The sequence below is a fragment of the Roseibium sp. RKSG952 genome (genome assembly GCF_009711355.1).
The window spans coordinates 47,101-60,904 of sequence record NZ_SMMF01000920.1; the positions used below are offsets into that span (position 1 = coordinate 47,101).

Genomic DNA, 13,804 nt, shown 5'->3' on the forward strand with positions numbered 1-13,804 from the left:
AAGAAAACTCCGGGGCTTTGGATCGATTTGTTCAACCGTTCAGATGCAGGCTTCAACAGCACGTTTGGTCATGACGCCAACAAGATGCGCACGGTATTCCTTGCTGCCATGCAAATCCCCGATCATGTTCATCGGATTGATCTTCAGATCCATCAGCGCATCAGGTCGAAACTCTTTGTTCAACGCCTCTTCTGCTTCTGACCAGCGGAACACGCCATCTTCGCTGGCACCAGTCACCGCTACACGTACCCCATCGGCAAATCGAGCGAGGAAAACACCAACTAGTGCAAATCGGGACGCCGGTTGCAGGAACTTCTGATAGCTCGCTGCTTGCGGAATCGGGAAGTGGACGGTCGTGATGATCTCACCTTCATCCAGAGCAGTTGTGAACATGCCCTGAAAGAAATCATCTGCTGACACACTGCGGTTGTTCGTGATGATCGTTGCACCCGACCCCAACGCCGCAGCCGGATAGCAGGCCGCCGGGTCGTTGTTGGCAAGTGAGCCGCCAATAGTGCCCCGATTACGTACGGCGGGATCACCGATATGACCGGCAAGATCGGACAGCGCCGCATATTTGTCTGCTGTCTCTGCAGCGACTGTTGCATGTGTCGTTGCCCCGCCAATAGCAAGTGAGCCGTCATCTTCGACGCAAACACCCTGCATCTCGGGGATACTGCTTAGGCTGACCAAAGTCGTTGGTGCGGCTAATCTTTGCTTCAACGTTGGGATGAGTGTCTGCCCACCTCCCAATGCCTGAGCATCCTCGGCCCCAAGCGCGGCAACGGCGTCCGCGATGGTCGAGGGTTTTTCGAACTCGAAACTATACATTTCGCTTTTCCTTTCCGAAGAACGCAGCTCCGTTCTTCATCTGGCTATAGATACTTCGGAGGTCCGGGAGGCAGGCCCCCAGCCCACCCTCTCCATTCAACTGTTCATTGCTGCCCAGACACGCGATGGGCTGACAGGCATATCGATGTGATCGACAGCCTTTCCACCCGAGTTCAACGCATCGATAACAGCATTGACCACTGCCGGCGGGGAACCGATGGCTCCTGCCTCACCACACCCTTTCACGCCCAGCGGATTGTGGGTGCATGGGGTCTGGCTGGAATGATCAACCTCGTAAAACGGCAGATCATCGGCACGCGGCATTGCATAGTCCATGAAGGATGCGCTCAGCAGCTGACCGTTTTCATCGTAGGCACAGTTTTCAAGAAGCGCCTGTCCGATGCCCTGACCGATACCGCCATGGACCTGACCGTCAACAATCATCGGATTGATGATGTTGCCAAAGTCATCGGCGGCAGTGAAGGCCTCGATGGTCACCTGACCGGTCTCGGGGTCAACCTCGACCTCACAGGCGTAGGCGCCTGCCGGGAAGGTAAAGTTCGCCGGATCGTAAAACGCGGTCTCCTCCAGCCCGGGTTCAACCTCCAGCGGGTAGTTGTGCGGGACATAAGCCGTCAGGGTCACATCGCCCCAGGCCACCGACTTGTCGGTGCCTGCGACGCTGAACTGGCCATCCTTGAGTTCGATATCCGCCTCGGAAGCCTCCAACAGGTGGGCCGCGATCTTCTTGGCCTTCTCGATCACCTTTTCGGTCGCCTTGACCATGGCCGAGCCACAGACGGCCAGCGAGCGCGAACCGTATGTGCCCATACCAAATGGGATCTTGGAAGTATCACCATGAACGATCTCGACCATCGACTCGTCGATACCGATCATGTCTGCCACAACTTGCGGGAAGGCGGTCTCATGCCCCTGACCGTGGCTGTGTGCACCGACCATGACACTGATCGATCCGGTGGCGTTCACCCGAACAGTCGCGGCATCGTAAAGACCCGCGCGGGCCCCTAGCATACCGACGATATTTGAAGGCGCGATGCCGCAGGCTTCGATATAGCAGTTGATGCCAAGGCCACGCAGCTTGCCGTTGGCCTCACTGGCAGAGCGGCGTGCGGCGAATCCAGCCAGATCGGCAGCAGCCTCAAGCTTGTCCATCGTGCCGTTGTAGTCCCCGGTGTCATAGGTCAGCGCAACCGGCGTGTCATAGGGGAACTGGGTGACAAAGTTCTGACGGCGTAGGGCAATCGGATCGACGCCCAACTCTCGTGCTGCTTTATCGACGACACGTTCCAGCTGATAAGTCGCTTCGGGACGGCCAGCGCCACGATAGGCGTCCACCGGTACCGTGTTGGTGAACATCGCCTTCACATTCACCTGAATGACCGGTGTTTTGTAGTTGCCCGCCATCAGCGTGCCATGCAGCCAAGTCGGAACCGAACTGGAGAAGGTCGACAGATACGCGCCCAAATTGGCATAGGTGTTAGTCCGCAGACCGATGAAGTTGTTATCTGCATCCAGCGCCAGTTCGATCTTGCTGACATGGTCACGGCCATGGGCATCCGACATGAACGCCTCGGACCGGCTGGACGTCCATTTGACCGGGCGGCCACAGGCTTTGGCGGCAAAGGTACAAAACGCCTCTTCCGCATAGTGGAAGATCTTGGTGCCAAAGCCGCCGCCCACATCCGGGGCCACCACGCGGACCTTGTGCTCGGGCAGGCCTAGAACAAAGGCGCACATCAGCAGTCGGATCACATGCGGGTTTTGCGAGGTGGTATAGAGAGTATACTCATCCGTCCCGCGCTTGTACTCGCCCACCGCCACGCGCGGCTCCATCGGGTTGGCGACCAGGCGGTTGTTCACCAAATCCAGCGTCGTCACGTGCGCCGCGTTGGCAAAGACCTCATCGACCTTGGCGTCGTCGGTCTCGCCCAACTGCCAGTCATAGCAGATGTTGTTCTTTAGATCGTCGTGAACCAGCGTCGCGCCATCTTGCGCGGCTGCTTTCATGTTCATAACTGCCGGCAGTTCTTCGATATCAAGATCAATCGCCTCGGCCGCGTCACGGGCCTGTTCAAGACTGTCGGCCACAACGGCCGCAATCGGGTCGCCCACATGGCGCACCTTGCCCTGTGCCAAAATGGGGTGCGGCGGCTCCTGCATCGGCGCGCCGTGCTTGTCGGTCACTTCCCAACCGCAGGGCATCCCGCCCACACCTTCGAAATCCTTGCCAGTGAAAACCTTGACCACGCCCGGCATGCCTTCAGCTGCAGACGTGTCGATACTTTTGATCCGTCCATGCGCGATGTCGGACCGTAGGAAATGTACATAGGCCTGGCCATGTACGTTGATGTCGTCGGTATAATTGCCCGCTCCGGTCAGAAAGCGTACGTCTTCGCGCCGCTTGGAACTGGCTCCGATGCCACTGTCTTTGGGCATTGCTTGTTCTCCTCCCATAAACGGATGCTGGTGCACCCTATGTCATCCCACGGGCGTCCTCCTCACGCCCGCAGCGGCATCATTCCGCAGCGATGCTGCTGACGTCCTGACCGGATGCGGCCATGATCGCTTTGACGATGTTGTGGTATCCGGTACAGCGACACAGATTGCCCTCCAGATACTTACGTATTTCGGATTCTGTCGGGCGCGGATTCTCTTTCAGCAGGGCCGCTGCGCTCATCACCATTCCCGGTGTGCAAAAACCGCATTGCAAACCATGATGATCCTGAAACGCTTGTTGGATCACATTCAGCGAACCATCCGCGTTGGCCTGCCCTTCAATCGTGCCCACATCCGCGCCGTCTGCTTCAAGCGCCAGCATGTTGCAGGATTTTACCGCCTCGCCATTCACATGCACCACGCATGCGCCGCATTGTGCAGTATCGCATCCGACATGTGTTCCGGTCAGCGACAGGTGTTCACGTAGAAAGCTGGACAGCAAAGTCCGGCCCTCGACATCACCGCTCACGGACTTTCCGTTCACGGTCATTGAGACCTGTGTCATAAGCTCCTCCCATTTGGTATTTTTTCCTCACGTCGAGTTAAACACGGGAAAATTTGTTTGAGAACAAAAATATTTGCCGTTTTTTGAGGCATTTCAGTCTCATGATCTCCACCAGCTATAGTGGCAGTCGCAGCGGTCAAATCTGCCGCTACGTCACTTTCCTTTGCCAGCCCTCGGCTGAGGTCTGGTGGGAATTTCCTTGAGCAAACCGCCGACTCCCATGCCAGCGATGTCTTCGCCTGTGGTCGCAATACCGCAGGCGACCCGGGACAGCACCCAATCAGCCCCATTCAGCGCCGGTGATCGCGCACAGCCCGGCAGACCGATGACCGGTTTGTTTTCCAGCGCCCCTATGAACAAAAGATTGCCGGGATCGACCGGCATCCCAAATCGGTCTACGAACCCTCCGGCTACCCTCACCGCGCTTGGTGCGACATCGTTCTCATCCGACGTTGCGGATCCAGTCAGGATCATTGCGACATCGCCCTGCAGGTCAGATACAGCAGCGGCCAATTCATCAACACGGTGCGGAACAATCTTGATATCGCTGAGGTCCATACCCAGGGCCTCTACCCGCCCCCGTATCGCAGCGATGCCCTTTTCGTTGGGTGGTCCACCCGGAATGTCGGTGACGATCAGGCCTGCTGTTCTGTGAACGGGCGCTGCCAAACGGATCGAATCCTGAGCCAAACGCGCAGCATGCATGACGTCTGAACCGGGTACAGCATAGGAAATGACCTTGATTGTCGCGACCATCCCCCCCGCACCCATTTGTTGATACTGCGGAACAGTAGCAACGGTGATCATCGGGTTAACCAGATTGAATCGTTGCAGTGCAGCGGTATTCAGTACAACAACCCCCGGTCCATCGGCCAAAAGGTTCACACGACCGGTAAACGGCTCTGTCACGCGAAGGTTCACCTGTGCTGGTTCCGGTGCCAATGCAGCAGCAAGCATTCGGGCTGCTTCATCTTCGTGGCAATCACCTGGCTCCAGCCTCGCGACGATGACCTCAGAATGGCCTGCCTGCTCCAACATGCTGATATGCTGGTTTGTCAGTTCAAGCCCTTTGCGGAGCTTTTGGTCTCCGGCTTTGACGGAATGTGCAAGAATTGCGCCTGCAGCCTCAGAAACCGGTACCGGACCAAACTTCATGCTTTACCCCGAAGCACGGCTGTCATTTGTGCAAGAATAGCCACCGCGATTTCCGATGGCCCCGCTGCGCCAATATCCAAGCCAATTGGACCATGAATCCGGTCAATCTGTTCAACCGTGAAGCCAGATTCCTTCATACGCTCAACACGCTTGGCATGTGTGCGTGTCGAACCCAGCGCCCCAATGTAGAAAACGTTTGCCTCAAGAGCGGCCTCCAACGCCGGATCATCAAGCTTGGGATCGTGGGTCAGCAAAACCACTGCAGTGCGCGTGTCCAGCCCCAGTTTGGCGACCGCTTCATCCGGCCAATCTGTCAGGATCGTCTCGCCCGGAAATCTCGAACTGGATGCAAATGTCTCGCGTGGGTCCACGATCGCCGGATCATATCCGGCTATCCGGGCCATTGGTACAAGGGCCTGCGCGATGTGAACAGCACCCACTACGATCAGACGCAATGGCGGGTTGTGAACGGCCACAAATGTCTGACCATCCTCTTCAAAACCAGACCGGTCCATGCGCAGTCGGTCGGCATATGCATTTCGGCGCAATGCGCGTTGCCCGGTCTCCACGTTGACCTCGTACGCCAACGGCTCGCGCCGAGCGCGTGCTGCAACCAGTTCGGCCAACATCGGTTCGGGAAGGACTGACCCCACAGGTTCAACCAACACCCGGATCGTTCCACCACAGGCCAAACCGACCGCAAAGGCGTCTTCGTCACTGACCCCGAATTCGAGCAGACGCGCCTCGCCCTCTTCGATAGCCTCCAGTGCTTCGACAATAACTGCGCCTTCGACACAACCGCCCGAAACAGAACCTTCGATGCGGCCGTCGCCACTGATCACCAGCTGCGATCCCACACGACGTGGCGCACTGCCCCAGGTCTGAACGACCGTGGCCAACGCGGCACCACTCCCATTGCGATACCAATCCAACGCTGTCTCGGGGCTGTTGTCGAATCGATCCATGAAAACCTCCGGGAATTTCATGGACCAACATAGGTAGGTTTGGCGCAATGAAAAGCGGCCCGGCAGTATCACGGGACGCCGGGCCGCGATGCGAGGGCGTGTCCATCTCACTGCGCCTCGCATGTTTCGTTGGGTTTATTCAGCAGGTTGCGCTTGTACCGTCTGTCCAATAAGCCTTTCTGGCAGAGCAAACGCGATCGCGACGAAGGCCAATCCCATCACGATGCCAACGATATCGCCGGGCAATGATGTCAGACCCTCGTATCCAGAACCCGAGACCGTCCCCAAGGTCACTTTGCCACCTGCGATCTTGTCGAGCAGGCCAGACGCTTTCCAGGCCGGGTAGGTCATCATGTACGCAGCAGCCCCCAGCAATCCTCCGGCGATAAAGAACAGTGCATCTTTGCGCCCTGACGCTGCAGCAACCACACCAGTCCCCGGGCAATATCCGGAAACGGCCCAGCCTGCGCCCAGCAAGAGGCCACCGATAAACACGCCTACATAGGCTGTTTTCACAGACATGTGCCCCACATCGACCAGCCCGAGCATTTGTCCACCAAACATAAGGATGGAACCCGTTCCGATGGCCAGCAAGATAGACTTCGCAAGGTTGATGTTCGTTAGATTCAGCATCCGGTTGATGATTGTAGGGTTGGATGCACCTACACGATCAAGCACTGCGCCGAAGGCTGCACCAATCACCAAAGCAAGTAGAATCGAGGTCATGGATCAGGCCTCCTTTTTGAACATGATCAGAGATACGGGGATCGCAGCGGCAAAGGCACCGGCAGCAAATATGTAGCCGCTGACAGCTGTCTGCATCATGCCGGACATCATGTGGCCTGAGGTGCACCCGCCTGCCAACCGCGCACCATACAGGACGATAAAACCACCAAGAAAAGCTGCTGCGTATCGCTTCTTTGCGCAGTCGCCGAAGTTAGCCCTCCAAAGCGCTGGAATGCTGCGATCGGAAGCTTCAATGCCGCCACGAAGCATTGCAGACAAAAACCCACCCAGCATCATGGCCACCACAAACACGAAGGAATAGTTCAACGGGTTTGAGACAGCCTTGGCATACTTGCCATCAGATTTGGCCAGATAGGCATTTGTCGAAGTGTATCCCTGGTCCGTTGCGGTCACGAGGCTCGGGTTTACGGCGTCAGCCACGATGCCGTCGAGAATGACGAACTGCGTTGACACACCAATTGGCTTGACCAGCAGGACCGCCATAAAAAAGACAAGGCCCAGCAGAACGCCGCCTAGTTTCCAGTTGAGTGGCACGGTTTGATTCCTTCGCGCTATTACATTCTAAATACGGAATACATAATACATTCCACTTTGTGAATGATATAAATCAAGTCGCATTCAAATGTTCTGAGCATTGATTGTGACTTACGCAAACACTAGCTTGCGCTTGTACAGGGTGACTTCCGCCCTCGTTACACCACCAAGAATTTTAAAATGGAGACAAAGAGTTGAAACGCATTCTTACACTGGGAACGGCAATTGGTCTTTTGGCATCGACTGCCGCTTGGGCTGATACATTTGTACGCTATGGTGAGGTCGAAGGCTGGAAGGTCTTCGTCGATAACGAAAAGAAATCCTGCTTGATCGAAGCCGTTGATGACGCTGAAAACGTGGTTCAGATGGGTCTGACCGAAGATCGCAGCGTTGGCTATGTCGGTGTCTTCACCAAGGCCAAAACCGATATCAAGCGCGGTGAAAAAGAGGCCGTGGCCATTCTGCTGGGCGACAATATCTATGTTGGCGAAGCTACTGGCATGAAAGGCAACATCACCAAGGGTTATTCGGGTGGATATGTCTTGTCAGACGATCCTCAATTCGCTGATGACATTGCAAAACAGAAAGTCATGGTCGTGTTTCCCGAAAAGGAATTCGCGTTTACTGTTGATCTAACCGGCACTTACAAAGCCATGGAAATGGCGCGCGAGTGCAACGAAAAGCAGCTTGGGTAATCCATCAGGCAGAAAGCGCGGCCAGCAGTCGCGCTTTCTCTCCCTCATCATCAGGCTTTGAGATGACGTTCGCCAGATCCTCGAGAGAGGCGATGGAATGACCTGCACGGAAGCTGTCGACATGTGGCAGCATCGTCATGATCCCCTGAGCTTTGGGCGCAAATCCATCCCATCTGAGCAAAGGATTGAGCCAGATCAGTCGGCGTGACGACAGATGTAGCCGCTCAATCTCTTTTTCCAGTTCCTCCGGTGCGCCACGTTCCAAGCCATCAGTGATCAGCAGAACAACTGCGCCCTGCCCCATGACACGGCGCGACCAGTCGCGATTGAATTGATGCAGGCAATCCCCGATCCGTGTGCCCCCCTCCCAATCCTGTGCTTCTGCACCAGCGGCACTTAGTGCAGCGTCGACATCCCTTTGATGCAGATGACGGGTAATGTTGGTCAGACGCGTTCCAAAGGTAAAAGCGTGCACCTTGGCCCAACCCGCCCCTTTGGCATTTGAAACCGTATGGAGGAAATGCAGGATGATCCTGCTGTACTGGCTCATTGACCCTGAGATATCGCACAAGGCAACCAGATTGGGCCAGCGAGGTTTGGGCTGCAGACGGGCTATATCCCGCAGCTCGCCCCCCTGACGCATTGCCGAACGGAGTGTTCGGGCACGATCAATTCGATGCCCCAGATGACTGGCCTGTCCGCGACGCGAGTTAATAGGTTTTACCGGCAGGTTGAGACGCGACAGAATACGTTTGGCCTGAGCCACCTCTTCTGTACTCATTTGTTCGAAATCCAGATTGCGCAAGCGTTCTTCACTAGACGCGGTTTGCGTCGCATCAATCTCGATTTCTGTTTCACCCTCTTGTTCAGCGATATCAGGAAGATCGCGATCCACCCCATCCAGCAAAGCCTCAGCCGCCCGCTTTTCTCCGGCATCCGCCGTGCGTTCTTCCTGAACACCCCGAATGGCTGGCAGCATCATCGACATCATATGCTCCAGATATCGAGGGTCACGCCAGTACAGGCGAAACACCTGCGCAAAAACAGTTCGATGTTCGGGGCGGTTCACAAAACAGGCGTGCAGCGTCCAGTAGAAATCCTGTTTCTTGGTGAAACCTGCTGCCTCGACGGCGCGGATTGCATCGACAACCCTTCCTGTTCCGATCGGCAGTCCCGCCTTTCGCAATGCCCGCGCAAAATGGGTGATATTCTGCGCCAGCTTGGGATCGGAGGGGATATCCAGTGGGAGCTGTTCAGCCATCAGACCTTATGGAGGCTCCGCCGCCAACCCCATCAGCTTCTGAATAAAGATGAAGCATCATGCTGGTTCCAGCGAAGCTTTCGCCTGATCCAGAATACGCTTGGCTTCAGATCCTTGCAGCTTTTGAATGTCGTCCTGATATTTCAGGATCGCGCCCAGCGTGTCACCGATGACCTCGGGGCTTAGATTGATGACATCAAGCGCCAGTAGGCATTTCGCCCAATCGATGGTCTCGGCCACACCGGGCTTCTTGAACAGGTCTTCTGTACGCAACCGCTGCACAAAGGCGACCACCTCTCGGCTGAGCGTCTCGGCAGCCTCCGGTGCACGTGCATGCAGGATTTCGATCTCGCGATCAAAATCCGGATAGTCGACCCAATGATACAGGCAACGGCGTTTCAGGGCGTCGTGCACTTCGCGTGTACGGTTCGAGGTAACGATGACGATAGGTGGCTCGGGTGCCTGTACCGTTCCCAACTCGGGGATCGTCACCTGAAAATCACTCAAAGCTTCTAGTAGAAATGCCTCGAACGGCTCGTCCGTGCGATCCAGTTCGTCAATCAGCAGGACAGGTGCACCATTTTCATCCGGCCGCATGGCCTGCAACAACGGACGTTCGATCAGGTATTCGTCCGAGAACAACTCTGACTGTAACGATCCGCGATCTGCACCACCTGATGCCTCGGCAGTTCGAATAGCCACCATTTGCGCCGGAAAGTTCCATTCGTAGACAGCCGAGGATGCATCCAGCCCTTCATAGCACTGCAACCGGATCAGTCGTCGGTTCAGCCCGGCAGCCAGCGCTTTGGCAATCTCGGTCTTTCCAACACCCGCTTCACCCTCAAGAAACAAGGGGCGCCCCAGTTTCAGAGACAAGAAAACCACCGTCGCCAGCGATCGCCCGCACACATAGCCCTGTTCGCCAAGCATGTTCTGAACCGCATCAATAGAATTCGCCTGCGTCATGACCTTGTCTCTCCTCCTCGCACAACAGGTCATGCCAGCGCCTGTGCGTCAAGACCGTGTTCCCCAAAGGACTTACGGCGCGATGGTGGATTGGCAAGTACTTCAGTCGCACCAAGCCGCCAATCATTTGAGCGCCAGGGCATTGGTTTGCCTTTAATGCCCCCGGCGGCTGTGCTAGCGGAAGGTGCATGACCGATACCCTCACGATCCGCCGCCCCGACGACTGGCATCTGCATCTGCGCGATGGCGCCATGCTGCAGGCCGTCCTGCCCGAAACCGCCCGCCACTTTGGCCGCGCCATCATCATGCCAAACCTTGTGCCCCCGGTCGTGACCGGGGATCAGGCCGCTGCTTACCGCGACCGCATTATGGCTGTGCTACCTGACGACATGACGTTCGAACCGTTGATGACGTTGTATCTGACCGAGGATTCTGACGCAGAAGATGTCGCCGCAGCACATGCCAGCGGATTGGTGAAGGCGGTCAAGCTCTACCCTGCGGGCGCCACAACCAACTCGGCCTCGGGTGTTCGCGATTTCGACAAGGTTCGTCCCGTACTCGAGAAGATGGCCGAAATCGGTCTGCCCCTTTGCGTTCATGGTGAGGTGACCGATCCAGAAATCGACATCTTCGATCGCGAAGCAGTGTTCATCGACCGTGTGCTTGATCCGATCCGAAAATCGACCCCCGGGTTGCGTGTGGTAATGGAACACATCACCACCTCAAATGGCGTCGACTACGTCAAGGCGAATGAGACTGATCTGGGTGCCACAATCACTGCGCATCACCTGATCATCAACCGCAACCACATTCTGGTGGGCGGCATCAAACCGCACTACTACTGCCTGCCTGTTGCCAAACGGGAAGAGCACCGGCTGGCATTGCTGGCTGCGGCGACCTCAGGCGATGCGAGGTTCTTCCTTGGCACTGACAGTGCGCCGCACACCGATGCGAACAAGGAAATGGCCTGTGGCTGCGCCGGCTGCTTTACGGCAACAAACACGATGTCACTGGTGGCAGAAATGTTCGACCGGGCTGACGCGCTGGACAAGCTGGAAGGCTTCACCTCGCTGAACGGTCCCGCATTTTACCGTCTGCCTGTGAACGAGGGAAGCATCACCCTGACCAAAGGTGAACCCGTTGAGTATCCCTCAAAAATCGAAAGCGGTGATGGCCCGGTGACGGTATTCGATCCCGGCTTCCCTCTGCACTGGCGCGTGGTCTAACCCTCTAGCCTGTCAGACAGTTCTGCTGCGCGCCCTCCGGTGCGCAGCATTGACCAGATCGCGTCGGCCTCTTCGCCGCCAATCAGCTTCGACGCTTTTTCGCGCACCCGATCCTCGCGATCTGACAGTGACATCGGCGCCAGCAAGTCATGCGTAGCCTCCCTACGAATACCGTCACGACGCAGCAATGACAGATGGGCCTGCGTTTCAGACAGCCCGTCATCAGCTTCGACCGTGATCCGATCCCGCAGGGAACGCAAACGTGGGTCGGCGCATGTTTTATCCGAAAAGTTTTCTGGCAAGGCAGTATCATACCCGATTGCGAGCATCGCGATCACCGTACGGTACGAGAACTTGGCCCCCAGACCTGTTGTTGGCGACAACTGGTTGCAAACACTCATCCAACGCGGATGAGTCTTGACCTTGATCTCGGCCACTTCGGGCTCGGCTATGTCCAGATCACGCGCCGCCTCCAGCGCTGCGTGAAGGCCGTGGCAACAAGCATGAAACTTATGGCTGACACTTTCAAACAACCATTCATCCCCGATCCCATCGAGAGCGGCTGACTGGTCATCAGCGCCTTTATGAGTCGCACCAAAGCCGTATTGCCCCTCCAGCGCACCCTCGTTCGGCTCAAAACCCCGGTGAATCAGCAATGCCGTTTCTACGCCTGCGGATGAAGCAAGACCGGCATTGTAGGGTTTACCCATCGTTCCAAACTGCGCCTTTAGGCCGGCCGCACGTGTAGCAGTCAGCCCCAAAGCCTGTCGCATTTGCGAGGAATTGAAGCCCAAGACACGCCCTGCAGCTGCCGTTGCACCAAAAGCACCTGCCGTGGCGGTCTGGTGAAACCCGGCCTGATAATGATCCCGGCCCAGCCATAGCCCAAGGCGAATAGACAGCTCCATCCCGACAAGTGCTGCCTCGAGCAGATCTACGATTGGTTTATCTTCCCACGTGGCAACAGCCAGAGTAGCCGGAAACACCGCAACAGATGGATGACCGATATGCGCGAAATGGGTGTCGTCATAATCCAGCGCATGCGAAATGGTTCCGTTCGCCAGAGCCGCAGCCCGCAAAGGAGCCGCTCCACCGCCGAAGATTCTGGCCTGTTCTGCGCCGCCTTCAGCCAGAACCATTTCCCGGATGATCCGCGAAACCGGTTCTTCGGCCCCCGCCCTTCCCACGGCCAGCCAATCCAGCGCGGACAAAGAAGTGACAATGCGGGTCTGGAGCGTTGTCGAAACAGGCCCCGTCGCAAACTCGGCAAATGCAGTGGTCAGATCAGTCATGCGGCGCAGTCTAGCGCGCGCGTAGCCGGGGTAAAGCCTCAGCCGTACAGGTCAGCAGCGCGTTGTTCAAACGCGCGAACAATCCGGTTCATGGCCTCGTTGAAAACGACCCCGATAATACCCTGCAAAACCGCATTCTTGAACTCGAAATCCACATGGAAGAACACATTGCAACCGCCATCCGGCGCGTCCTCAAAATGCCAGTCGGATTTCATGTATTTGAACGGGCCATCCAGATATTCCGTGTCGATTTTCTTTTGCTCCGGAAACAGCGTAACTCTGCTGCCAAAGCGCTCGCGAAACACTTTGAACGAGATGACCAGATCAGCCTCAAGCACCTTGGCCTCATCAACCGCATAGGTGCGTCGGATTCTGGCGGCTGCGCACCAGGGCAGAAATTCGGGATACTTGGCCACGTCCGCAACCAGATCATACATCTGCTGCGCGGTGTATTGCAGGTGGCGAGTTTCCGAATGTACTGGCATGGCGTATCAGGTATTTGCAGGTGACAATGGCGCGTCATGTCGTATGTTGCGCGCCAAAGATCAAGGGGGCAGCGATGAGCCAACGCGCATATGTGATAGATGAGATGATCTCGGCCAAGGCGATTGCCGCCCGAATAGAAGAGCTTTGCCGCAAAATCACCGAAGAGTTTGGTAACACAGACAAGCTGGTTGTTGTCGGCCTTTTGCGCGGAAGCTTTGTATTTATCGCTGATCTGGTGCGCGAACTCGATCTGCCTATCGAGGTGGATTTCCTTGAGGCGTCATCTTATGGCGACTCGATGGAAAGTAGCCGGGAAGTGCGCATTCTCAAAGACTTACGTGGTGCCATTGAAGGGCGAGACGTGCTGGTGGTCGAAGACATCGTAGATACCGGCCATACTCTGAATCACGTCACCAAGTTGCTAAAAAGCCGCAAGCCCACGCGGTTGAAATCGATTGCCCTGCTGGATAAGCCAAGCCGCCGCGAGGTTGATTTCCGCTCTGACTGGATCGGGTTTGAGATCCCTGATGAATTTGTCGTGGGTTATGGGATCGACTATGCTCAAAGAAACCGAAACCTGCCGTTTATTGGCAAAGTCAGGTTCGTCGAGGACTGATTTTGCCA

Annotated in this window: 14 protein-coding genes; 3 read left to right on the top strand and 11 right to left on the bottom strand. The window is 56.4% G+C overall.

The genetic code is table 11. The features are described 5' to 3' along the window. Positions 1-39 precede the first annotated feature (39 nt). The 7 genes from E1297_RS21310 to E1297_RS21340 form a co-directional block, all read right to left on the bottom strand. Positions 40-831 (bottom strand): xanthine dehydrogenase family protein subunit M, encoded by a 792-nt coding sequence (locus tag E1297_RS21310; RefSeq protein WP_155142025.1) that lies wholly within the window; start codon positions 829-831, stop codon positions 40-42. A gap of 96 nt (positions 832-927) precedes the next feature. Next, positions 928-3,288, bottom strand: coding sequence for a xanthine dehydrogenase family protein molybdopterin-binding subunit (locus E1297_RS21315; protein WP_155142027.1), 2,361 nt, complete (start codon positions 3,286-3,288; stop codon positions 928-930). 79 nt (positions 3,289-3,367) lie between these two features. Further along, positions 3,368-3,853, bottom strand: coding sequence for a (2Fe-2S)-binding protein (locus E1297_RS21320; protein ID WP_155142029.1), 486 nt, complete (start codon positions 3,851-3,853; stop codon positions 3,368-3,370). 153 nt (positions 3,854-4,006) lie between these two features. Next, the gene (locus tag E1297_RS21325) at positions 4,007-5,008 is read right to left on the bottom strand and encodes a molybdopterin-binding protein (protein WP_155142031.1); all 1,002 of its coding nucleotides are present in this window, start codon (positions 5,006-5,008) and stop codon (positions 4,007-4,009) included. After that, positions 5,005-5,973, bottom strand: coding sequence for an XdhC family protein (locus E1297_RS21330; protein ID WP_155142033.1), 969 nt, complete (start codon positions 5,971-5,973; stop codon positions 5,005-5,007). The genes E1297_RS21325 and E1297_RS21330 overlap by 4 nt, the downstream gene beginning before the upstream one ends. 135 nt (positions 5,974-6,108) lie before the next feature. Next, positions 6,109-6,699: a YeeE/YedE thiosulfate transporter family protein gene (locus E1297_RS21335; protein ID WP_155142034.1), complete on the bottom strand. Its 591-nt coding sequence runs from the start codon at positions 6,697-6,699 to the stop codon at positions 6,109-6,111. A 3-nt stretch (positions 6,700-6,702) separates the two neighbouring features. Then, entirely contained in the window at positions 6,703-7,254 is a 552-nt protein-coding gene (locus E1297_RS21340) for a YeeE/YedE thiosulfate transporter family protein (RefSeq protein WP_368669636.1), read from the bottom strand. Positions 7,255-7,448: 194 nt separating this feature from the next. Here E1297_RS21340 and E1297_RS21345 point away from each other — a divergent pair, with 194 nt between their 5' ends. Continuing rightward, positions 7,449-7,949: a hypothetical protein gene (locus E1297_RS21345; protein WP_155142036.1), complete on the top strand. Its 501-nt coding sequence runs from the start codon at positions 7,449-7,451 to the stop codon at positions 7,947-7,949. A gap of 4 nt (positions 7,950-7,953) precedes the next feature. Here E1297_RS21345 and E1297_RS21350 read toward each other — a convergent pair whose 3' ends face one another. Beyond that, entirely contained in the window at positions 7,954-9,210 is a 1,257-nt protein-coding gene (locus E1297_RS21350; RefSeq protein WP_155142038.1) for a VWA domain-containing protein, read from the bottom strand. A 57-nt stretch (positions 9,211-9,267) separates the two neighbouring features. Next, positions 9,268-10,176: a MoxR family ATPase gene (locus tag E1297_RS21355; RefSeq protein ID WP_155142040.1), complete on the bottom strand. Its 909-nt coding sequence runs from the start codon at positions 10,174-10,176 to the stop codon at positions 9,268-9,270. A 188-nt stretch (positions 10,177-10,364) separates the two neighbouring features. Between E1297_RS21355 and pyrC the strand changes: the two genes are divergently transcribed. Continuing rightward, a complete protein-coding gene (pyrC, locus tag E1297_RS21360) occupies positions 10,365-11,402 on the top strand; it encodes a dihydroorotase (protein WP_155142042.1) in 1,038 nt (345 codons plus the stop codon). Here the strand turns inward: pyrC and E1297_RS21365 are convergent. Together E1297_RS21365 and E1297_RS21370 are read right to left on the bottom strand one after the other, a co-directional pair. Further along, positions 11,399-12,694 (bottom strand): MmgE/PrpD family protein, encoded by a 1,296-nt coding sequence (locus E1297_RS21365; RefSeq protein ID WP_155142044.1) that lies wholly within the window; start codon positions 12,692-12,694, stop codon positions 11,399-11,401. The genes pyrC and E1297_RS21365 overlap by 4 nt on opposite strands. Positions 12,695-12,732: 38 nt before the next feature. Continuing rightward, positions 12,733-13,179 carry a type II toxin-antitoxin system RatA family toxin gene (locus E1297_RS21370; protein WP_155142047.1) on the bottom strand — a complete coding sequence of 149 codons (447 nt, stop codon included), beginning with the start codon at positions 13,177-13,179 and terminating at the stop codon, positions 12,733-12,735. A gap of 74 nt (positions 13,180-13,253) precedes the next feature. On the opposite strand from E1297_RS21370, the gene hpt reads away from it, so the two are divergent. Continuing rightward, complete coding sequence (gene hpt / locus E1297_RS21375) at positions 13,254-13,796, top strand: hypoxanthine phosphoribosyltransferase (RefSeq protein WP_155142049.1); 543 nt, start codon at positions 13,254-13,256, stop codon at positions 13,794-13,796. Positions 13,797-13,804: the final 8 nt, after the last annotated feature.

What these genes read in the sequence shown, in the direction of transcription:
- E1297_RS21350 (WP_155142038.1), bottom strand. Translation starts at nt 9,210, where the DNA reads ATGGCTGAACAGCTCCCACTGGATATCCCCTCCGATCCCAAGCTGGCG.
- E1297_RS21365 (WP_155142044.1), bottom strand. Translation starts at nt 12,694, where the DNA reads ATGACTGATCTGACCACTGCATTTGCCGAGTTTGCGACGGGGCCTGTT.
- E1297_RS21355 (WP_155142040.1), bottom strand. Translation starts at nt 10,176, where the DNA reads ATGACGCAGGCGAATTCTATTGATGCGGTTCAGAACATGCTTGGCGAA.
- pyrC (WP_155142042.1), top strand. Translation starts at nt 10,365, where the DNA reads ATGACCGATACCCTCACGATCCGCCGCCCCGACGACTGGCATCTGCAT.
- E1297_RS21370 (WP_155142047.1), bottom strand. Translation starts at nt 13,179, where the DNA reads ATGCCAGTACATTCGGAAACTCGCCACCTGCAATACACCGCGCAGCAG.
- E1297_RS21310 (WP_155142025.1), bottom strand. Translation starts at nt 831, where the DNA reads ATGTATAGTTTCGAGTTCGAAAAACCCTCGACCATCGCGGACGCCGTT.
- E1297_RS21325 (WP_155142031.1), bottom strand. Translation starts at nt 5,008, where the DNA reads ATGAAGTTTGGTCCGGTACCGGTTTCTGAGGCTGCAGGCGCAATTCTT.
- hpt (WP_155142049.1), top strand. Translation starts at nt 13,254, where the DNA reads ATGAGCCAACGCGCATATGTGATAGATGAGATGATCTCGGCCAAGGCG.
- E1297_RS21330 (WP_155142033.1), bottom strand. Translation starts at nt 5,973, where the DNA reads ATGGATCGATTCGACAACAGCCCCGAGACAGCGTTGGATTGGTATCGC.
- E1297_RS21320 (WP_155142029.1), bottom strand. Translation starts at nt 3,853, where the DNA reads ATGACACAGGTCTCAATGACCGTGAACGGAAAGTCCGTGAGCGGTGAT.
- E1297_RS21315 (WP_155142027.1), bottom strand. Translation starts at nt 3,288, where the DNA reads ATGCCCAAAGACAGTGGCATCGGAGCCAGTTCCAAGCGGCGCGAAGAC.
- E1297_RS21335 (WP_155142034.1), bottom strand. Translation starts at nt 6,699, where the DNA reads ATGACCTCGATTCTACTTGCTTTGGTGATTGGTGCAGCCTTCGGCGCA.